Origin of the sequence: Rhodococcus wratislaviensis (assembly GCF_041228765.1) — a bacterium.
GTDB lineage: Bacteria > Actinomycetota > Actinomycetes > Mycobacteriales > Mycobacteriaceae > Rhodococcus_F > Rhodococcus_F wratislaviensis.
This window is the reverse complement of the sequence record NZ_CP150488.1, coordinates 909,194-929,737: the sequence shown is the minus strand read 5'-3', so window position 1 is coordinate 929,737 and position 20,544 is coordinate 909,194. Positions and strand designations below refer to the sequence as shown.

Annotated in this window: 19 protein-coding genes and 1 pseudogene; 6 read left to right on the top strand and 14 right to left on the bottom strand. The window is 68.2% G+C overall.

The window, feature by feature from the left end:
• Positions 1-229 precede the first annotated feature (229 nt).
• The 9 genes from WKC72_RS04245 to WKC72_RS04205 all read right to left on the bottom strand — a co-directional run bounded on the left by WKC72_RS04245 (position 230) and on the right by WKC72_RS04205 (position 10,357).
• The gene (locus WKC72_RS04245) at positions 230-931 is read right to left on the bottom strand and encodes a phosphonatase-like hydrolase (RefSeq protein ID WP_370181830.1); all 702 of its coding nucleotides are present in this window, start codon (positions 929-931) and stop codon (positions 230-232) included.
• 40 nt (positions 932-971) lie between these two features.
• The gene (locus WKC72_RS04240; protein WP_370181829.1) at positions 972-2,117 is read right to left on the bottom strand and encodes a TIGR03364 family FAD-dependent oxidoreductase; all 1,146 of its coding nucleotides are present in this window, start codon (positions 2,115-2,117) and stop codon (positions 972-974) included.
• Positions 2,118-2,312: 195 nt separating this feature from the next.
• Positions 2,313-3,413: a DUF6777 domain-containing protein gene (locus WKC72_RS04235; RefSeq protein ID WP_370181828.1), complete on the bottom strand. Its 1,101-nt coding sequence runs from the start codon at positions 3,411-3,413 to the stop codon at positions 2,313-2,315.
• A gap of 68 nt (positions 3,414-3,481) precedes the next feature.
• A complete protein-coding gene (locus WKC72_RS04230) occupies positions 3,482-3,856 on the bottom strand; it encodes a nuclear transport factor 2 family protein (RefSeq protein ID WP_112300275.1) in 375 nt (124 codons plus the stop codon).
• Positions 3,857-4,017: 161 nt separating this feature from the next.
• The gene (locus tag WKC72_RS04225) at positions 4,018-5,427 is read right to left on the bottom strand and encodes an MFS transporter (RefSeq protein ID WP_370181827.1); all 1,410 of its coding nucleotides are present in this window, start codon (positions 5,425-5,427) and stop codon (positions 4,018-4,020) included.
• A gap of 74 nt (positions 5,428-5,501) precedes the next feature.
• Positions 5,502-6,230: an enoyl-CoA hydratase/isomerase family protein gene (locus tag WKC72_RS04220; protein ID WP_112300276.1), complete on the bottom strand. Its 729-nt coding sequence runs from the start codon at positions 6,228-6,230 to the stop codon at positions 5,502-5,504.
• Positions 6,231-6,234: 4 nt separating this feature from the next.
• Positions 6,235-7,434: an acyl-CoA dehydrogenase family protein gene (locus tag WKC72_RS04215; RefSeq protein ID WP_037234788.1), complete on the bottom strand. Its 1,200-nt coding sequence runs from the start codon at positions 7,432-7,434 to the stop codon at positions 6,235-6,237.
• A gap of 20 nt (positions 7,435-7,454) precedes the next feature.
• On the bottom strand, positions 7,455-9,527 hold the full coding sequence (locus tag WKC72_RS04210; RefSeq protein ID WP_370181826.1) for an acetate--CoA ligase family protein: 2,073 nt from the start codon (positions 9,525-9,527) through the stop codon (positions 7,455-7,457).
• Positions 9,524-10,357, bottom strand: a complete 834-nt coding sequence (locus WKC72_RS04205; protein WP_370181825.1) for an SDR family NAD(P)-dependent oxidoreductase — start codon at positions 10,355-10,357, stop codon at positions 9,524-9,526. Before WKC72_RS04205 ends, WKC72_RS04210 begins: the two co-directional genes overlap by 4 nt.
• A gap of 254 nt (positions 10,358-10,611) precedes the next feature.
• Between WKC72_RS04205 and WKC72_RS04200 the strand changes: the two genes are divergently transcribed.
• Together WKC72_RS04200 and WKC72_RS04195 are read left to right on the top strand one after the other, a co-directional pair.
• Positions 10,612-11,241: a TetR/AcrR family transcriptional regulator gene (locus tag WKC72_RS04200; protein WP_370181824.1), complete on the top strand. Its 630-nt coding sequence runs from the start codon at positions 10,612-10,614 to the stop codon at positions 11,239-11,241.
• A gap of 33 nt (positions 11,242-11,274) precedes the next feature.
• Complete coding sequence (locus tag WKC72_RS04195; protein ID WP_128640534.1) at positions 11,275-12,210, top strand: DMT family transporter; 936 nt, start codon at positions 11,275-11,277, stop codon at positions 12,208-12,210.
• 7 nt (positions 12,211-12,217) lie between these two features.
• Here the strand turns inward: WKC72_RS04195 and WKC72_RS04190 are convergent, their stop codons facing one another.
• The 4 genes from WKC72_RS04190 to leuS form a co-directional block, all read right to left on the bottom strand.
• Complete coding sequence (locus WKC72_RS04190; protein WP_037234806.1) at positions 12,218-12,676, bottom strand: DUF5994 family protein; 459 nt, start codon at positions 12,674-12,676, stop codon at positions 12,218-12,220.
• Positions 12,673-13,182 carry a DUF5994 family protein gene (locus WKC72_RS04185; RefSeq protein ID WP_128640533.1) on the bottom strand — a complete coding sequence of 170 codons (510 nt, stop codon included), beginning with the start codon at positions 13,180-13,182 and terminating at the stop codon, positions 12,673-12,675. The genes WKC72_RS04190 and WKC72_RS04185 overlap by 4 nt, the downstream gene beginning before the upstream one ends.
• Positions 13,183-13,308: 126 nt before the next feature.
• Positions 13,309-13,758 (bottom strand): DUF5990 family protein, encoded by a 450-nt coding sequence (locus tag WKC72_RS04180; protein WP_174233815.1) that lies wholly within the window; start codon positions 13,756-13,758, stop codon positions 13,309-13,311.
• 65 nt (positions 13,759-13,823) lie between these two features.
• On the bottom strand, positions 13,824-16,661 hold the full coding sequence (gene leuS / locus WKC72_RS04175) for a leucine--tRNA ligase (RefSeq protein ID WP_112300282.1): 2,838 nt from the start codon (positions 16,659-16,661) through the stop codon (positions 13,824-13,826).
• Between the two features lie 115 nt (positions 16,662-16,776).
• On the opposite strand from leuS, the gene WKC72_RS04170 reads away from it, so the two are divergent.
• Complete coding sequence (locus WKC72_RS04170; RefSeq protein WP_005249154.1) at positions 16,777-17,178, top strand: SdpI family protein; 402 nt, start codon at positions 16,777-16,779, stop codon at positions 17,176-17,178.
• A gap of 22 nt (positions 17,179-17,200) precedes the next feature.
• Positions 17,201-18,172: a DUF1648 domain-containing protein gene (locus WKC72_RS04165; protein WP_268788696.1), complete on the top strand. Its 972-nt coding sequence runs from the start codon at positions 17,201-17,203 to the stop codon at positions 18,170-18,172.
• Between the two features lie 32 nt (positions 18,173-18,204).
• On the opposite strand, the gene WKC72_RS04160 is transcribed toward WKC72_RS04165, so the two are convergent.
• Positions 18,205-18,882, bottom strand: a complete 678-nt coding sequence (locus WKC72_RS04160; RefSeq protein ID WP_268788695.1) for a FadR/GntR family transcriptional regulator — start codon at positions 18,880-18,882, stop codon at positions 18,205-18,207.
• Positions 18,883-18,950: 68 nt separating this feature from the next.
• Here WKC72_RS04160 and WKC72_RS04155 point away from each other — a divergent pair, with 68 nt between their 5' ends.
• Together WKC72_RS04155 and WKC72_RS04150 are read left to right on the top strand one after the other, a co-directional pair.
• On the top strand, positions 18,951-20,234 hold the full coding sequence (locus WKC72_RS04155; protein ID WP_370181822.1) for an MFS transporter: 1,284 nt from the start codon (positions 18,951-18,953) through the stop codon (positions 20,232-20,234).
• Positions 20,231-20,484: pseudogene (locus tag WKC72_RS04150) on the top strand (bile acid:sodium symporter); the annotation flags it as partial. The gene WKC72_RS04155 and the pseudogene WKC72_RS04150, both read left to right, overlap by 4 nt.
• Positions 20,485-20,544 lie beyond the last annotated feature (60 nt).

The following is a 20,544-nucleotide window of genomic DNA, read 5'->3' as shown; positions in this document are numbered from 1 at the left end:
ATGTCGAGGCCGGTTCAGGCAGATACGCGGGCTGATGTGCCGAGAAAGGGGCGGCCCCGGAATCGGGGCGGCCACGTGCGCCGAGAATGCGGAAGATGTTCGGCTGTAGAATTTTTCGCCGGTGCGCCGGGCTGGGGCGCCGCGTCGGGCGGGGTGTGCGAAGCGGAAGAACGGGACTGCGCCGCCGAATGACCTGCCGGCGGCGCAGCCGGCTGTGGAACGGGTTTGATCAGGTGTTGCGCAGTTGAGCGAGCAGACTGGGCAAGTCCGCGACGCTGTCGAGAACGTGGGTGGCCCCGGCCTCGGACAGCTGGGTGGCGTCATGGGCGCCGGTGAGCACGCCCACGGAGGCGAGTGCTCCGGCGCGGAGGCCGGTGGTGACGTCCGACGTGGTGTCGCCGAGCACCACCATGGACTGCACGGACGGGGCGCCGGTGCGCATCAACGCGGTCAGCGCCAGGTCCGGGAAGGGGCGGCCGCGGACGCCGTCTCCGGGGCACAACACGACGTCGGCGACGTCCTGCCAGCCGAGCGCGCGGATGATCGACATCTGCGTCTCGTGCGCGAACCCGGTGGTGAGCGCCGTCTTGATGCCCTGCTCACGCAGCGAGCCGAAGAGTTCCTCGGCGCCGGGGATGGCGCTGCATCGGCCGTCGTCGACGAGTTGCGAGTAGCAGCGTTCGAATTCCTTGTTCGCGGCCTGCGCCTGCTCCTCGTTTCCGCCGCTGAGATGGCGGAAGACGACGATCTTGGACTGGCCCATGGTGTCGGAGACGTATTCGAGCATCCGTCGGCGGTCCTCCTCCGTCTTCGACAGTCCGGCATGCTCGTCCGCGGCGAGGAAGGACTGCTGTACCAGTCCGCTGTCCTCCACGGTGGTGCCTGCCATGTCGAAGACGACGAGGCTGATGTCCCGGTGATGTGTTCCCATTGTCTGGTTCCTCTCGATGTTCGTGAGTGTGGTTGTGCTGCTATGCCATTACAGGAACGGTCTCGCGACCGAAGGCGTGGTCGATGCGATCCTTCGCGAGACCCATGCTGGTCGTCATGCCGATCCCGGTGGTCACGGTGACGATGTGCACGCCGTCGATCGGCTCCTCGATCAGGAATTCCGAATCGGGGGCCGAGCTGTACACGCCCTGCCAGCGTTCGGTGACGGTGACGTCCGAGACCCCGAACAGGGCGGCGGCTTCGCCGATCAGCACCTCGAACCCCTTCTCCGACTGGAACGGTTCCGCCGAGATCTCGCGGATGTGGGTGTCGCCCAGCAGGATCGATCCGTCGGGCTGCGGTGTGTACATCTGGTGCAGGTCGAGGTCGACGTAGTCGGGGTACTCTTCCCGCAACCGCGCCGCGAGCGCCGCCGTCGTGGGAAGATTCTCGAAACCGCTGTACCGCACGAGCGACCAGCCGGTGAACAGGGGCGCGGGCAACGGCGCGGACAGCGGCATCCTCGCGCGCATCATGTGGAGCCGGCACCGCAGGAGTCCGCCGCGCTCGGCCGGCTCCGGGAACAGGCGGTCGATGTCGTAGTTGACGGTGACGAACACCGTCCCCGCGTGCAGATCGCCCCGCGAGGTGTGGACGACTCCGGTCCCGAATCCGGTGGCGGCGGTGCGCCAGAAGAAGTCGACACCCGACGCTTCGAGCCACTGCGCGATGGTGGGGGCCGCTTCCCGCGGGTTCACCTGGAGGTCGTCGGCCATGTACATGCCCCCGACGACGCGATCGCCGGCGATGGGTAAGGCGCCGAGGATCCGGTCTCGGGACAGCAGTTCCACTTCGGCCGGTCCGCGTACGTCCGCGAACTCGGTCATGACGGCCAGCTCGTCGTCATGTCGTGCCACGCAGTATGTTCCGGACTCGGCAGACCAGAATCCGGCCTTGCGTGCCAGATCGAGCCAGTGCTCCCGGCCCGCTCGAGCATAGTCGCGGGCGACGCCCGACTGGGCGGTGATGCAGGCGTGGCCGAAGTTCTGAACGGAAGCGCCCGCAACTCGGTCGGCATGGTCGATCACCGCCACGGACCGGCCTCGATTGTGTGCGTGGTATGCGTGCGCGAGGCCGACGATTCCGGCACCGACAACCACCACGTCGTAGCGTCGTTGATTTGTCATGGATCCCACTGTGAACCCGCCCACCCAACATGTCAATACAAGTTGGTGGAATTTACCGCAGGTATATATAAGTTTCCTTCCGTTAACCGTCCGTTGCGCGTCCCGGCAGGCGCGTCGAGTGGTCGCTCTTCACTCAGGCGATCGTGATCAACGCAGCGCTCGTCGCCCTGTAGCCGAGTACTCCGCGGCCGACCCTCAGTTGGGAATGGGGATGACGATGGGTGGCAGACCCGGTATCTGCACCTGAATCTGCTGTGGCGGTGCGGGCGCCGGCGCGGGCGGAGGCGGGTAGTTCACCTGCGGCTCGGGTGCGGGCGGTGGTGGTGGAGGCGGGGGTGGGGGTGGCGGCGGAGGGGGTGGTGGCGGGGCGGCCGCCGGTGCCGGTTCGGGAGCCGGCGCGGGACGGGGAGCGGCTTGCTGCACCACGGCGGGCGGCGAATCCACCACCGGCGCCTGAGCTTCCACGGGTGCCACCGAATTCGGGCGCTCCGCCGGCTGCTGCGGGCCGGAACCGATCGGCACCGGCGACAGTCCACCGGTCATCAGATCCACCACGGTCACTTCGGTCATCGCCAGGTTGGACGGCTGCACGACGTACAACTTGTCCTGCTGGAAGCCCGGCCACGGATCGCCCTGCACTTCCGCGTCCTGGTTCACCACCGGGGACAGCAGTGGGCTTCCGCGCACGCATCGGACGCGGGGAACGCCGTGGTCGTCGATCAGCACGATGGTCCCCGCCTCGAGGACCGACTGGAATGCGGTCACCTGACCGTCGTCGAAGCCGTGATTGGTGACGCGGGTATCTGCCCGGAGCAGCACCGGCGTCAGGGTGCGGACGTAATTCCGCACGTCGTCGACCTGGAACACACTCGACCAGGCCTGCAGCCTCGCCGGATCCTTCTCGAGGTCGTCGACGAGACGCTGGCGGTCGCAGAGCACCCGATCGGGGCTTCCGCCGTAGAGACCGGCACGGTCGCCGATCACCCGGATCCCGGCAGCGCGGGGCTCGCTCGGGAGGTCGGTGCCGGGCGGACCGAACGGAACCGTCGTCGGCGTCTGCGGCGGAAGCAGCACTTCCGTCCACGGAAGCTGCCCGTTGTCGGTGGCCCGGTCCAGGTCGACCGGGTCGGGGTGGCCCCCGGAACCCGAGGAACACGCCACGAGCACCGCGGCGGTGAGGGCGCCTGCGACCGCCAGCCAGCTACGCGGTGCGCGCCCGGGGCGCGTACCGGCTCGAACGACTGCTCTGCGTCGGGCACGCCGTGCGGCCTGCCCGGCGACGTCGGTGGCCACCACGCCATGGTAAGCACAGTCGCTGATCAGCCGGGCCGAATTGCGGTGTGGTTGCCAGGCCCGGCAGTCGGTCAGCTCGTGATCATGTCTTCCTGCGACCAGAAGGCCCGCATGGACGTGATCTTGCCGTCGTCGTCGAACGTCATGACGTCGATCGGCGCGATCTCGAGCTTCTGCTCACCCAGGTCGGTCACGAGGGAGAAGTGGAACGCAGCCGAGTTGCCGGCGATCTTCAGCGTCAGGAGCTCGCCGGTCTGCTTCAGCGGTTCGATCACCCCGTAGAACTCCCGCAGCGATTCCACCGTGCTCCGCGGCTCGGTACCCACCGGATCCTCGACGGTTGCGCCCTCGGCGTACAGCGCGACCACGTCGTCGGCGGTCCCGGTGGCCACCGCCTCGATGTACCTCTCGACGGTCTTGCGGATGTCTTCTGCGGACGGTGCCATGATGCGAACTCCTCAGTCGAATAGAACGTGTTCTAGTGGTGAGAGTAACGCAGCACCGGCCCGGTGGGGAGCCCCTTCTCCCAGGCAGCGGGACATGTCCGCACAGGGGTCCGCCCCCGCCGACCTCGCGGAAGTCGGCAAGGGCGGACGGGAACGATTACTCAGGTTCGCGGCGCGGACGCCTCCTCCAACTTCTCCAGCCGCGGAGCGCTCGTCCCCATCGCCGGCGCAGCGGTCACGGAGGACACCTCCTCCAGCGACTTGCCCTTCGTCTCCGGAGACATGAAGAAGCAGATCACGAACGCGACCGCCGTCAGCACGGCGCCGAAGAGCATCGTGGTGCCCGTGCCCAGCGCCGAGATACTCAGCGGCAGCAGGTACGTGCCCGTCGCGGCGCCGAACCGGCTCACCGCGGTGGCGATTCCCACCGCAGTCGCCCTGAACTCGGTGGGAAAGAGTTCGTTGGGGTAGATCCACACCAGGATGCTCGGACCGCCGGAGATGAACGCGTACGCGCAGAAGGCGGCGACGATGAACCAGAGAGGCCCGTCCGCCCACAACCACAGCCCTGCCAGCGGAATCACCATCAGTGCCAGGGGGACCACTGCGATCGGGCGCCGGCCCCACTTCTCGACCAGGAACAGCGCCGGGATGGATCCGGCGACGATGAGCCCGATGATGACGGTTTCGACGATGAGCCCCGCGGAACCGTCGCCGGAGATCGAGAAGCCCGACAGGATCGTGGGCAGGAAGGTCAGCAACGCGTAGAGCGGGGTGACGACCGCCAGATACAAAGCGCTGCACATGATCAGCCGGGCAAGGTACTGGCCCCGGAAGTAGATCCGGATGTCAGCCTTCGGCTTGTCCGCCGTGTCCTCGACCGTCACCTTGCTCAGGTCGAGTTTCTCCCCGTAGATCTTCTTGACCACGGACTCCGCGTCGGCCACCCGGCCGTTCTTCAGGAGCCAGCGCGGCGACTCCGGGATTCCGCGGCGCACCAGGATCACGATCAGACCCAGGACCGCACTGGACGCAAGCAGCAGGCGCCAGTGGTCGTTGCCGCCGGAGATGCCGACGACGAGCGCACCCACCACGTACGCGGCAACCGCGCCCGCCGACCACGCGACGGCCGACATCCCGACCATGGCGCCGCGCTTCTTGGTGGGGGTGAACTCGGTGAGCAGCGAGGTGGCGATGGGGTAGTCCGCACCGATGGCCGCACCGATGACGAAGCGCAGGACGATGAGCTGCCACGGCAATTGCACGAACACCGACAGAACGCACGCGACGACCAGCACCACCAGGTCCAGGGCGTACATCTTCTCCCGGCCTATCCGGTCGGTCAGGAAGCCGAACACGGTGGCGCCGAAGAAGATACCGATCAGCGAGGCGGCGCCGATCAACCCTGCCTCGGCTGTCGTCGGGTGAAGCTGCTCGGTCACCCCGAGCAGGGCCACACCGATGATGCTCATGACGTACCCGTCCAGGAATGGTCCGCCACAGCACGCGATCAGGAGCTTGGTGTGGAACCCGCGTTTGGCGGGTCTGTCCATCACGTCGAAGGAACTCATGTCGTCTCCACTACGTCGATTGGTGCCGTCACCCTGGGGGTGGCGGTCGAGTCGGCCGCACTCGGCCGGTACCGCTAAGGGGTTGTCTTGTTCAGCGCCGAGTAGGCGAGCTGCTCGAGCAGCAGCGAGGCATGATGCGGGGAGTCGGCACTGACGTCCAGCACCTGCTTGGTGATGCTCAGCGCCAGAGGCGAATACGCCGCGAGTTCGTGCGCGATGCTCAGAGCCTGCTTCACGTGCTCCGCGGGAGGGGCGATCTCGCTGACGACGCCCCAGCGTTCGGCGTCCGTGTGGTCGAAGCGCCGCCCGCGCAGGACGAGGTCGCGGGCACGGCCTGCCCCGACGATCCGGGTGATGCGGGTGACCCCACCGGAGCTGGGGAGGATCCCGATTCCGATCTCCGGGAAACCGAACACCGCGGCCGGGTCGGCGACGCGGATGTCGGTGGCGAGCGCCAGTTCGAGCCCGCCGCCGAGGCAGTAGCCGGTGATCGCGGCGACCGTGGGTTGCGGGAGAGCCGCGAGCGCCTCGTACACCGAACCGGAGGTCCGGTAGTACTCGGCGATCGCCTCCGGGGTCATCTCCCGCAGTTCGGTGACGTCCGCGCCGGCCGAGAACACCGAGTCGCCCCCGGTGAGGACGACCGCACGACTGGATTTCACCTCGGGGGAACCCAGTGCGCCGAGCAGTTCGGCTTCCATGTGCGTGGACAGCGCGTTCCGCTTCTGTTCCCGCCTCAGGGTGACGACGGCGACGTCGCCGTCGCGGCGCACATCGACGGTCCCGGCGTTCTCGGTCGGCATCGTGCTACTTCTCCCCGGCCGCGTAGCGGAAGGACAGCAGGTTGTCCAGACCCCGCTTGTTGGCCTCGTTCGCGATGACCAGGCGCTGAATCTCCGACGTGCCCTCCCAGATGCGGTCGACGCGCAGTTCGCGCCACAGCCGCTCGACGGGGTAGTCGCGGATGTAGCCGCGCCCACCGAAGATCTGCACGGCCCGGTCGGCCACCCGGTTCGACGCCTCGGAGGCGGCCAGTTTCACCGTCGCAGCCTTGGCGTGCAGCGTCTTTCGCAGCTCTGCGTCATTGGGGTCGGCCTGGTCGAATTCCCACGCCACCTGGTGGGTGAGCGCCCGGTTCGTGGTGATGTCCACGACGGAGTCGGCGATCATGCCCTGGATCAGCTGACGGTTGATCAGCGGCTCGCCGCCCTGCACCCGCTCCCGCGCCCAGTCGACGGCCAGGGTCAGCGCCCGCTCGGCGGCGCCGATCGTGCGCGCGCCGATCATCAGCCGCTCCTCCGTGAACCAGTCGCGGGTGAGGTCGTGGCCCTGCCCGATGCCACCGAGCACGGCGTCCGCTCCTACGCGCACGTTCTCGAACGTGAACTCGGGGTGCTCGTAGACGAACGTGTGCGTGTAGCGGGGAATGTGCTTGATCTTCACACCCGGGGTGTCGACGTCGATCAGGAAGATCGTCGCGGCGTGCTCGGGTTCGACATTGGCCAGCACGATGAGGTAGTCGGCGACGTCACCGACCGTGACGAACCACTTCTCGCCGTTGATGATGTACCCGCCGTTGCCGTCGGGGGTCGCGGTGGTGCTCGCCGCGGAGAAGTCCGAGCCCGCGTTGGCCTCGGAGATCGCGACGGCGTCGCGGCGGTCGCCGCGGGCACCGGGAATCAGGTAGCGCTCCCGCTGTTCGGGGGTCGCGTGGGTCAGCGGGTTCGCCGGCCGCCACACCGTGTCCCACAGTGCATTGGTGAGCTTACCGAGTTCGTCCTGCACGACGGCCTGCTCGAGCACCGTCAGTCCGGCACCGCCGTATTCGACGGGGGTGTTGATCGCCTGCAGTCCCGATGCCAGGACGGCCGCCTTGATCGTGGCGTGGGATTCGTCGGAAATTCCGTTGTTTCTTTCGCACTCGTCCTCGAACTGCATGATCGTGTCGGTCAGGGCGCGTGCGCGCTCCTTGAGGTCGGCGAGGCGGGGGCTGTATGCGAATTCCATGATGAAAGAACTTCCTTGTGTCAGTTGATGTTCGATGAGCTGAGGACGATGCGTGCGTCGAGTCCGAGGGCCTGCTTCGGAGTGACGAACAGTGGGTTGATCTCGAGTTCCGCGATCTCGGGGTGCGCGGCGGCCACGGCCGTGACGGCGGCGATCGCGTCCGCGGCCGCGTCGAGGTTGATCGGCGGCCTGCCGCGAACCCCTCGGAGCAGAGCGGACGCCCGCAGGTTGTCGAGCAGGCCGCGTGCGGTCTCCGCATCGACGGGCGCCAGCGCGAAGGCGACATCGGCGAGGACCTCGGTGAAGATGCCGCCGAGACCCACCATCGCGACGGGACCGAATCGCGGGTCGGTCTGGACTCCCACGATGAGTTCGACCCCCTCGCTCAGGTCCGCCATGCCCTCCACGCAGTAGGCGGGCGCGGCGAGCGAGCCGTCCATCCGCGTGAACGCGTCGGCGAGTTGCTGCGCGGTGTCCAAGCCGAGGGCCACGCCGCCGGAGTCGGACTTGTGCAGCAGCCCCATCGCCTTCAGGACCACGGGGTACCCGACGGTGTCGGCCGCCGCCACCGCCTCGGCGCAGGTCTGCACCAGTCGCGCTTCGGGGAATTCGACTCCCGCACTGCGGAAGAGTTCCCGGGATTCCCAGTACGCGTCGCTGCCGACCGGCTCGGCCGGTTCGGTCTCCGGTCCCGCACGATGCTGCGGCGCAGTGGTTTCGGCGATGACTCCGAGCGCACCGGCGGCGTCCTCCACCGCCCGGAAGACCGGGACTCCGCTGTCGGCCAGGACCCGGGCTGCTGCACTGTCGGGGTGCATCGTGTGCACGACGACCGGCTTGCCGTGGGTGCGCGCCGTCTCCGCCATCGCACGGGCGGTGTCGATCTCCGCTCGCGCGAGGTTCTCGCCGTAACTTCCGTAGCCGCCGAAGTATCCGGTGAGCAGGACGGAGTCGATGGCCGGACTCTGCAGGATCGTGTCGAGGACGGAGACGAACGAGGTGATGTCCTGTTCCCCGGCGCCGGCCAGGTCGACCGGGTTGGTCACCCCGGCGGACGGCGGCAACAGGGCGCGCAGCGCGCTGCTGATGTCGGCGGTGAACTCCGGCACCGCGAGTCCGGCTGCCTCGACGACGTCGGACGCGACGCCTGCGTGCCCACCGCCGTCCGCGATGACGCCGACCCGGCGCACCTCCGCCGGTCCGTACCCGAGGAGTGTGGCCGCGACGTCCGCGAGTTGCCGTGGACTCGACACCCGGTACACCCCGGCGGCACGGCAGGCCGCGTCGATGACCGCGCTGTCGGACGTCAGTGATCCCGTGTGCGACTGCGCCCCGCGGATGGATGCCTCGCTGCCACCGACCGTCAGCAGCAGAACCGGCTTCCCGGCCCGGGACGCCTGGGCGGCGGCCTCGACGAACGCCCGCCCGTCACCGAAGTCCTCGCAGTACACGGCGATGAGATCGGTGTCGGCGTGCTCGACGCAGGAGCGGATGAGGTCGGCGGCGCCGAGGTCGGCCTGGTTCCCGAGCGAGGCGAACCGGGAGAACCCGTGCCCGCGGGCCTCGAGGAACTGGCTGAGTTCGAGTGCCATGTTGCCGCTCTGGGAGAGCAGCGCGACCCGGCCGGCGGGAAGCGGGTTCGAGGCCAGCGTCAGCCCGGTGCTCGAATCCAGCACACCCAGGCAGTTCGGCCCGAGGAGGACGGCTCCGGCTGCCCGCACCCGCTCCACGACCCGATCCTGCACAGCCTTTCCGGCAGCGCCGAGTTCGGCGAAACCGGCGGTGACGCCGACGATCGCGGTGGCGCCTGCGGCGAGGGCGTCGTCCACGGCCTCCTCGAAACCCTGTGCCGGAACGGTGATGACGACGAGGTCGACTCGTTCGTCGAGTTCCGACAGGCTCCGGAGCGCGGGGTGTCCCAGGATGCGCTCACCGCGCCGGTTGACGAGGTGGACCGACCGGTGGCCCTTCATGCGGAGGGCCTGGACGCTGATCCAGTTGCCGTATTTCGTCTCGTCGTTGCTGGCACCGAGGACGGCGACCGACCGGGGATCGAACAGTGCCGTGAGGTCGCGGTCGGTGGTCGCGCTCATCGCTTCTCCTCGACCTTCGGAGCGGGGTGACCCGTGCCCCAGGCGTCGGCGCCGCCGTCGACCACCAGCGTGGTCCCGGTGACGTAACTGCCTGCGGGCGAGGCGAGGAACGTGACGACCCCGGAAACGTCCTCGGCCGTACCCAGACGTCCGAGCGGCACCGCGGACGTCCATTGTGCGCGGGCCTCTTCGCTGTAGTTGCCCTCCATGCCCTCCGTCGCGATGGTGCCGGGGGCGATGCAGATCGACCGGATCCCGTACCGGCTCCACTCCAGCGACAGTCCGGATGCGAGGTTCTCGAGGGCGGCTCGGGCCGAGGTGGCGTGGACCATCGACGCGATTCCGCGACGCGGGGAGAACGCCATGAAGAAGATGCATCCCGACCGCTGCGGAATCATCGCGCGAACGGCGACCTCCCGGGTGACCGCCCACGTGGCGTCGACGGCGAGGCGGTGAACGGCGCGCCATCCCTTGCTCGTGATGTCCTCGGCCGGCGCCGCGAACTGACCGCCGGCGTTGTTGACCAGGATGTCGATCCGGCCGAACGTGTCGAGGGCGCGGTCGACCAGATCGGTCACCTGCTGTTCTTCGCGAATGTCCGCGGGCACTACGAGCGCCCGGGCGCCCAGCGCCTCGATCTCGGCGGCGGTCTTCCCGAGGGGCTCGGACCGCCGGCCGCTGATGACGACGTCGGCTCCACACCTCGCCATGTCCAGGGCAATCGCGCGTCCGATCCCGGTGCCTCCACCGGTGACCAGTGCCACCCGCCCGCGATGGACGTCGGGGCGCAACACCTGCCCGGCGCCTCCACCTGGGTTCTCACATTCCATCGAGCGTTCGCCTCTCGTCGCTACCGTTCCGACCGCAGGGGTCTGACTGATGCATCAGTTATACCGTGACGCAGCCCACAGATGTCAAGGGTTTCCCGGAAACTGACTCGGCGTCCGAATGTTCGACGTGTGTACAATAGCGCTGTGAACTGCGCTTATTCGCGCGAATGCGGGACGTCGATCATTTTGAGGTGGGTCGTTCGCCGTCTGACTGATGCGTCAGTTTGAAGCGTATGATTTGATGGATCAGTCAGATGACTTTCGAAGGAGGGACCGTGACCGCTCAACTCACCGAGGACGCGCGCCGCACGGCGATACTCGATGCCGCGGCTCAGCTGATCGCCGAGCGCGGATACCACTCGGTCCGCATCTCCGACATCGCTCAGGTCGTCGGCACCAGCACCGGCGCGGTGCACTACTACTTCCCCGGCAAGAGTGACGTCCTGACAGCGGCCCTCCGCCACGCCATCGACAACGCATTCGACCGGCAGAGTCGCGAACTCAAGGCGATCGACAACGCCCACGAGCGGCTGCTCCGCCTCATCGACATGCAGTTGCCCCGCGTCGGGCCGCTGCGCGACGAGTGGTCCATCTGGCTGCAGTTCTGGGCCGAGGCCACGCTGCGTCCCGAACTCCGCCCGTTCCACAACACGTACTACGCGCGCTGGCACGAAACCGTCGTCAAGATCGTCCGGCGCGGACAACGCCAGGAGATCTTCCGCACCGACATCGACCCGGAAACCATCGCGCAGCGGCTCACCGCGCTCACCGACGGCACCGCCATCCAGGTACTCACCGGCGCCCCGAACATGACCGTCGCCGCCATGAAAGAGGTTCTCGTGCAGTTCGTTCACGACGAACTCGTCGCGCCGCGGACATGGTGAACCGACCACTGCGGACCGCTCGCGTACGGGTCCATGGGCGATAGCACCACCCGCGGTGGCAGTGCCCTCGCCTGGGGATGCGGCGCGGCCTCCGCGATCGCGTACGGCCTCACCCCGACGTTCGCCGCGATCGGCTACGCCGGTGGCGTGTCCCCGGCCGTCCTCGTCTGCCTCCGCAGCCTCGTCGGTGCCGCTCTCCTGCTACTCCTGGCCTGGTCCACGGGAAGACTGACGGGCGTGACCTGGAAGTCCGCTGTCGGGCTGTGCTTCGTCTGCGGCCCGCTGTTCGGTATCCAGCTTCTGTGTTTCTTTGCGGCAGTGCGGGTTACCGGTGCCCAGATCGCGGTCGTGATCGTCCACATCTACCCGCTGTTCGTGATGGCGCTGGTATGGGTGCTGACCCGGAACAGGATCCACCGCGGTCAGTTGGTGCTGGCCCTCGCGATGTCCGGCGGCATCGCCCTCGTCGCAGGCGCGGGCACCTCCACCGTCGCCCTGAACGGGGCCGTCCTCGCCCTCCTCAGTGCGGCCGGGTACGCCCTGTATCTGGTGGTCGGGGAACGATGGGTACACCAGGTCAGCCCCGTCGCCGCCGGCGGGCTGGCGTCACTCGGCGCCGGAATCGCCACCGGCACGATCGCCGTCGTCGACGGACAGTCGTGGACGTTCGCACCCAGCGGGTGGGGATCCATCCTGTTCCAGGGGCTCCTGCTGATGCCCATCGGTATCGGCTGCTCCTTCATCGCGGTCCGAGCGCTCGGATCGGCCTCGGTCAGCCTCCTCGGACTGCTCGAACCGGTGGTCGGGGTGCTGGCCGCACAGATACTGCTGGGCGAGCAATTGTCGCCGGTGCAGTGGGCGGGAATGGCCGTCGTCCTCATCGCGTCCGCAGCGCTGCCGTGGATGCGGGAGCGGCGTCCCCGTCACGTCGACAGGCCCCCGGCCCTGCACGGGGCCGAGACCCGATAGCGGTTGTCTACTGGTCGGTGGCGAGGCCCACTGCCCTCTGCATCGCCTCGAACGCGTTGTCGGCATCGGTGTTGGGTCCGACGATCAGGATGTCGAGCCGACGTCCGTCGGTACCGAAGACGTACATGATGTCGGGCGGCTGGTCCGGATCCGGACCGGACACCTCGACACCGTCGCGACGGTCGATGCCGCGTTGCGAGATGCTCAGCGAATTCCAGTCGAAGGCGACCCGTTCGGTCGTTCCCACTCGATCCGTCAGAGCGCTGATCAGGTCGTGCAGTTCGGTGGTCAGGTTGGTGGTTCGGGGCCACCACGCACCGTCGACACCCTCCGACACCTCGCCGCGAGCGCGCAGAAGCAGTCTCGGGGTCCGGGTGGGAGCGTCGAAAGGCTGCCCACCGTCGGCCGTCGGCCGAGAGAGACCCAGCCCCCGGCCGGAGTGCGTGATGTTTTCGTCGTGCATCATCGTCCACGTCCCTTCGCGCTCGCAGTGCAGTCGAAGCCACCCCTGATGCCCGACATCAGCAGCTCGTCGGCGGTCAAGGCAGTGTTGGGGTTGGCCGCCGTGTGCATCGTCGAGTCGGCATAGCGGGCGTCGGCCTCCGGAGGCACCACCAGAAGCGTCAGCCTCGTCCGCTTCAGACCGCTCACGTACAGGGTGTTGAGCGGCTGGTACTCGTAGCCGTCGAGATGCACCGATCGCCCCTCGACCGTGATCCGGCGCGGCGCAGGAAGCCATGCCTTGATGTCGTACACGATCCGTTCGACGACACCCACCCGAATCGCCACCAATGCAACAAGATCCGGGATCTCCGCGGCCAGGTCGCGGGACCGGGGCCACCAGGCACCGTCCACGGTGCCGGCACTGGGCGCTTCCGGCTTCAACCGCAGTCGCGGCGACTGCGCCGGTCCGCCACGAGTGTGGGCACCGTGAAGGCGACCGGGAAAGTTGCGATCCTGTTGTAGCGTCATGACGACGCTCCCGCCTCGGCCGCAAGGCAGCCGATATCTCTGTCGGCGGCGACGCGATCTTGGGCGTTCGCATGCGAAGTGCCTCCGATACCCTCACCCTACGCGCAGAGGAGGTACGGCGATCGGCTACGCCGACCACTCGACCAACGGCGGACGCACCGCAGCGCACAGCGGATTTCCCCGGGCGTCGGTGAGCCCGAGCCGCGCCGTGATGCGACCGGCAGCCGACGCCGCGTCCGCAGTCGCCGGATCCACCGCGTCCCACATCAACTTCGCCCGGCGGAACATGTCGAACCCGCCGTCGGCGTCGACCGTCCCCCACGACAGGTAGACGAACCGCGCGCCCGGACGGCCCTGCACGTACGGTCCGGTGATGTCGAGACCCGTCGGCGTCGGGGTGGTCTTGCAGTCGAGAACCCAGCGCGCGGTGGTCGCGTCTCCCGGATGCAGACCGAGCAGGTCGCCGTGTGCACCGCGGCGTTGCACCGCCACGTGAATGTTGTCGTAACCGGGAAAATTGGCCCCCGGCGGGCACGATGATCCGGGAAGGTCGGTTGCCTCGATCACGAGTTGCACCCACGTATCAAACCACCCGTGAGTACTTGTTAACCACGGGCGGTTAATAAGTACTCACGGGTGCGTCAGCGCACTATGTTGACCATCTTGCCGGGGACGACGATCACCTTGCGGGGATCCTGGCCGTCGAGGAGCGCCACGATCTTGTCGTCGGCCAGCGCGATCTTCTCGATCTCCTCGCGCGGGGCATCGGCGGCGACCGTCACGCGGCTCCGGACCTTGCCGTTGACCTGGATCGGGTACTCGACGGTGTCCTCCACCAGCCACTTCTCCTCCGCCACCGGGAAGGGTCCGTGCGCCAGGGACTTCTCGTGCCCGAGCCGCGACCACAACTCCTCCGCGAGGTGCGGGGCCAGCGGTGCCAGCATCAGCACCAGCGGCTCCACCACCGAGCGGGGTGCACCGCCGGGGTAGGCCTTGGTGAGGTGGTTGGTGTATTCGATCAGCTTGGCCGCGGCCGTGTTGTCGCGCAGGGCCGTGTAGTCCTCGCTCACACCGGCGATCGCCTTGTTCAGCGCGCGCAGCGTGTCCTCCGTCGGGGCGTCGTCGGTGACCCGCAGTGCACCGGACTCCTCGTCGACCACCACACGCCAGGCGCGCTGCAGGAAGCGCTGCGCACCGACGACGTCCTTGGTCGCCCACGGACGCGACGTGTCCAGCGGACCCATCGACATCTCGTACACACGGAGCGTGTCGGCGCCGTACTCCTCGCAGATGTCGTCCGGCGACACGGAGTTCTTGAGGCTCTTGCCCATCTTCCCGTACTCGCGGTTGACCTCGGCGCCCTGGTAGAAGAACTTGCCGTCCTTCTCCTCCACCTCGTCGGCAGGCACGTACACGCCGCGCGCATCGGTGTATGCGTACGCCTGGATGTAGCCCTGGTTGTACAGGCGGCGGTACGGCTCGCTCGAGCTGACGTAGCCGAGGTCGAACAGCACCTTGTGCCAGAACCGCGAGTACAGCAGGTGCAGCACCGCGTGCTCGACGCCGCCGACGTACAGGTCGACACCGCCGGGATCGTTGGGTCCGTGGATCTCCGGACGCGGACCCGTCCAGTACCGCTCGTTCTCCTTGTCGCAGAACACGTCCGGGTTGGTGGGGTCGATGTACCGCAGCTGGTACCACGAGCTGCCGGCCCATTGCGGCATCACGTTGGTGTCGCGGCGGTACGTCTGCAGTCCGTCACCGAGATCGAGTTCGACGTCGACCCAGTCGACGGCCTTCGCCAGCGGGGGAGAGGGCTCCGAGGACGCGTCGTCGGGATCGAACGACACGGGTGCGTAGTCCTCGACCTCCGGGAGCTCCACGGGCAGAGAAGATTCCGGCAGAGCGTGGGCGTTGCCCTCGGCGTCGTACACGATCGGGAACGGCTCGCCCCAGTACCGCTGGCGCGCGAACAGCCAGTCGCGCAGCTTGTACTGGATGGTGCCCTTGCCGGTACCGTCCGCTTCCAGGCGCTCGGTGATCGCCTTCTTGGCGTCGGCGACGCTCATCCCGTTCAGGAAATCGGAGTTCACGATGGTGCCGTCGCCGGTGTACGCGTCCTTGGTGAGGTCGCCGCCGGAGATGACCTCGACGATGTCGAGGCCGAACTCGGTCGCGAACTCGTAGTCGCGGTGGTCGTGGCCGGGGACGGCCATGATGGCGCCCGTGCCGTACCCGGTGAGGACGTAGTCGGCGATGAACACCGGCAGCTCGAGCCCGTTCACCGGGTTCACGGCGTAGGTGCCGAGGAAGACACCCGTCTTCTCCTTGTATTCCTGCCGCTCCAGATCCGACTTGGCAGCGATCGACTTCCGGTACGCCGCAACCGCTTCGACGGGAGTCGCGGCGCCACCGGTCCAGCGCGAATCCACACCCTCGGGCCATTCGCCCGCGACGATGTCGTCCACGAGTTCGTGCTCCGGCGCCAGCGTCACGTACGTCGCGCCGAACAGCGTGTCCGGACGCGTCGTGAACACCTCGATCTCATGACCGTCCGCCTGGAACTTCACCTGGGCACCGTGCGAGCGCCCGATCCAGTTGCGCTGCATGGTCTTGACCTTCTCGGGCCAGTCCAGGTACTCCAGGTCGTCCACCAGCCGGTCCGAGTACGCGGTGATGCGCATCATCCACTGCTGCAGGTGCTTACGGAACACGGGGAAGTTGCCGCGGTCGCTGCGACCGTCGGCGGTCACTTCTTCGTTCGCCAGCACCGTGCCCAGACCCGGGCACCAGTTGACCATCGAATCGGAGTGGTAGACGAGGCGGTAGGAGTCGAGGACGGCCTCCTTCTCGGACACGGACAGCGACGACCAGTCCCGTCCGTCCTCCAGCGACCGCTCACCCGACACGAACTCGGCCTCGAGCTCCGAGATACGACGGGCCTTGCCGGCAGCCTTGTCGAACCACGCGTCGTGGATCTGCAGGAAGATCCACTGCGTCCAGTGGTAGAAGTCGGTGTCGGTGGTCGCGAACGTGCGACGTTCGTCGTGGCCGAGCCCCAGGCGGCGCAGCTGCCGCTTCATGTTGCCGATGTTGGCCTCGGTGGTGGTCCGCGGGTGCGTGCCCGTCTGCACCGCGTACTGCTCGGCAGGCAGACCGAACGCGTCGTAGCCGAGGGTGTGCAGCACGTTGTGGCCCTGCATGCGGTGATAGCGGGCGAACACGTCGGTGGCGATGTAGCCGAGCGGGTGGCCCACGTGCAGACCCGTGCCCGACGGGTACGGGAACATGTCCTGCACGAACAACTTGTCCGCGGGAACGTCGCCGGCGAGGGGACCGACCGGGTTGGGCGCGTTGAACGTGCCCTCCTCGCTCCACCGGTCCTGCCAGCGCTGCTCGATCTGGCCGGCGAGCTCCGCGGTGTAGCGGTGCTGCGGGGTCGCGTCGGACGGGTTGGCGGGCTGCACGTGCTCGGTCACTGTGGTCGCTATCTACTTGGCTGACATTCTGAATTAGGGGGATACCGTCAACCAGGGTAGAGCCTCACCCCACCCGGGCTCACCTGCGCGTCCGGGTCCGCCGTATCCTGGTCTCGTGTTGATTGCCTCCGTCGTGCTGTTCGTGCTCGCCGTCGCTGTCTCCGGTGTCGCCGTTGCAGGCCTCGCCGAGCGCCTCCCGCGCAACCGGTGGGCGGGTGTCCGCACCCCCGAGACGATGCGCGACGATCAGACGTTTGCGCTGGCCAACAAGGTCGCAGGGCCCACCCTGCTCGCCGCTGCCGGGCTCCTCGTGATCGGCGGAATCGCCGGAATCCTGATCGGCGGAGTCTTCGGAATCGGTGCCGTCCTCGTCAGCGTCGTGGCTGCCGCTCTCACCGCGGCGACGGGCGGATCGCTCGGTGCCCGTGCCGCCGCGGCGGTGCCCGCTGCCGACACCGGCGGGTGCGGCAGTTCCTGCGGTGCGTGCTCGCTGAAGGGTGCCTGCCAGCCGTCCTGACCGGCTGCCGACGGCCCGTCCGGTGAAGTCCTCGCGCGTCGTCGACCCCGCAGGCGCAGTGTTCGGTCTCCTGCTTCCGGTCCTCGCCGCTCTGTTCGGGGTCGTCCTCACGAAGGTCTGGGAACCGCGACTGCCCGCGGAGATCGCAACCCACTGGACCACCACCTCGCCCGACGGCTTCGCCACCCCGATGTCCAGCGCCTGGACCTTTGCCCTGGTGACGGTCCTGTTCGGTGGCGGATGTGCCGCGATCGCCGCACTGGCCCAGGCGATGCTGATGATGCGCCGCACGATGCTCGTCGTCGGACTGTCCGTGGTCGGTCTGATCCTGACGGTGCAGGTGGTGCTGCTCTACGTCCAACTCGACGTCACCGACGCCTCGAACACCGAACTTCCGTTCTGGTCCCTTGGCCTCGGCGTCGTGATCGGCGCCGTCGTCGGCCTGCTCGGCGCCGCCCTGCTGCGCGACTACCGGCCCCGGGTGTCCGCCACCAGTCCTCCCGACCCCCGGTTGCCGCGCGCCGACGACCCGGCGACGGTCGCGGACACGGTCGGTTTCGGCACCGTCGGCTCGCTGGTGTTGCTCCTGCTCCTCGGTGTCGCGCCCGCTGTCGCGGTCTGTCTGCTCGTCGACGGGTGGTGGCCGCTCGCGGTGTTCGTTCCGGTCGGACTGCTGATCGTCAGCCTGCTCCGCTTCCGGGTGATTGTCGATCGGTCCGGCATCCGGGTGGTGAACATGGGCATGACCGCCCTGCAGTACGACGTCGACGAGATCGAGGGCGCCCGCGTCGACGTGATCAAGCCGTTCGACGACTTCGGCGGCTGGGGACTCAAGGTGAAGGGCCGGCGGAACTACGGCGTCGTGACGAGGACCGGTCCCGCCGTGATCGTCACGACGGCGTGCGGCGACCGGCTGACCGTCACCAGCGCACGGGCCGAGGACATGGCCGGGGCGCTCAACACGTTCGCCGACCGGCGGCTCCGCCACCTGTGAGTGGCCCGGGAGTGAAGGGACTCGTCAACCGCTCACGGGCGGGAGGCCTGGTGCACCGCATCGAGCACGCGGTCGAGGTAACCCAGAGCGGCACGGACTGCGGCGTCCTCGTCGCGGGCGGCGATCGCGTCGACGACGGCGCGGTGGTTGTCGGTGGTCAGCGACGGAGGATGAACGCCCTCGGTGAAGTCGTACGTGGCGCGGGTGGGTTCGAGAATCCCGGCGAACAGGTCGGACAGCACCGGATTGTGCGCGGCCTCCACGACCCCGAGATGAAACGCGAGGTCGGCGTCCGCGAACCGGGACGGCGCCTCCGTCGTTCGCTGCCGCTCGTCGAGTAGCGCGGACAGGGACCGCAGGTCGTCGTCCGTGCGGCGACCACACGCCAGCCGGACGGCTTCCGTCTCGAGCGCCCGCCGGACTTCGAAGACGTTCAGCATCTCCGCGACCGCGACCTGCCGTCCGAGCAGCCCGCCGATGTCGGTGCGGGCCCGCACGAACGTCCCGGACCCCCGCCGGATCTCGAGGATGCCCGTCGACGTCAGGGTCTTGATGGCCTCGCGCACGGTGTTGCGCCCGACCCCGAGCAACGTCATCAGCTCCGGTTCCGTCGGGATCCGCTCGCCCACCGTCCAGTCGCCCTGGGCGATCCGGCCGCGCATCCAGTCCAGGGACTGCTGATACGCGGACTCCCGCCGAACCACTGTCATGTACTCATCCTCACACCTCGTCGGCTCGCGGCTCACGACCGGCCCGCCTAAACTACGTAGGACGTCCCATGTATTCGGACAGCCCGAGGAGGCGACCCCACACGTCCACGTCAACCGCTCACGCCGACACCGTCCCGACCGTCACCGCCCGCACCACCAGCCGCCACTTCCACGGCCTGAACTATCTCCTCGTCGTGCTGCTCCTCGGCGCCAACATCCCCACGGCGCTGTACTCGCTGTACCGCCACGAGTTCGGGTTCACCCCGCTGGTCCAGACGCTGATCTTCGCCGTCTACGTCGCCGGACTGCTCCCCTCGCTGCTGTTCTTCGGCCCACTCTCCGACGCACTGGGCCGCCGTTTCGTGCTGCTGGCCGCCATCTCCTTCAGCCTGCTGGGGGCCGTGGTCCTCGCGTTCGCCGACTCGACCATCTGGCTGTTCTTCGGCCGAATCGCCCAAGGCATCGCCGTCGGTGCGTGTTCGGCCGCCGGGTCCGCCGCCCTCATCGAGCACGAACCCGCCCGGAACCTCCGCCGCGCGGGCCTCGCCGCCACCCTCACCACCGCGCTCGGCGCGTCGCTTGGCCCGCTGTTCGGCGGGGCCGTCGCGCAGTACCTGCCGCACGCCCTGGTCCTGCCGTACGTGCTGTTCGCGCTGGCGCTCCTGCCCGCGCTGATCATGGTGCTGCTGCTCCCCGCGCCCGCCGGCGGGCAGTCACGACCCACCCAGCTGTTCCAGGTCCCGCACGTCCCCGCACCCATCCGTCAGGTGTTCTGGCTGTCCTCCCTCGGTGTCGCACTGGCGTGGGGCGCCGTCGGCCTGTTCCAGTCGGTGGTCCCGACGTGGATCATCGGCCTGCTCGGCGTGAGCAACCTCGTGGTCGCCGGCGGTGCCGCCGCACTCGTCATGATCTGCTCGGTGACAGCGCAGCTCGTGGCCAACCGGCTCGGAACCGTGCTCTGCCGGACCCTGGGCATCGGCGCCGTCGGTGCAGGCATGATCGGGTTGCTCGTCGTCGACTTCGTCCCGTCCCTCGTCCTGCTGTGCGTCGTGACCGTCGTCGTCGGTGTGGGACACGGACTTTCGTTCGCCGGTGCGATGCGGGCGGTGGGCGCCGCCGCCGCGGAGCACGCCCCCGACGCCCAGGGCGGGACTCTCGCCGCGTTCTTCACCGTCGGCTATATCGGTCTCGCGGTGCCGTCCATCTGCGCGGGCATCGCCATCACCGTCCAGGGCATGCACGTGGCCATCATCGAACTCGCGATCATCGGCGCCGTCCTGTGCGGCGTCCTCGCGGTGCTCAGCGTCCGCACGACGGGTCGTGACCACGCCGCTCTACCCTCGACGCAGTGAAATTTCTCGGCCGGTTCTACCTCGACGGGTTCATCCTCGGCATCGTCGCCGTGGCGATCCTGGGGAGCATCTTCCCGGTGTCGGGGACCGGTCAGACGGTGCTCGCCTGGTTCCGTCGACGGTCCAGTCGTCGATAGCGTTCACGTCCATCGCCAAGGGCAACGTGGCCGGGGCGATCGTGAGCGCGTCGTTCTCCAATCTCATCGGTGTCTTCGTGACACCGGCGCTGGTGATCTCCATCAGATCCAGCTGATCGTCTGCGCCGCACTCGCGCAGAAGTATTCGAGGCGCAGCCGCGAGGAGTCGGCCA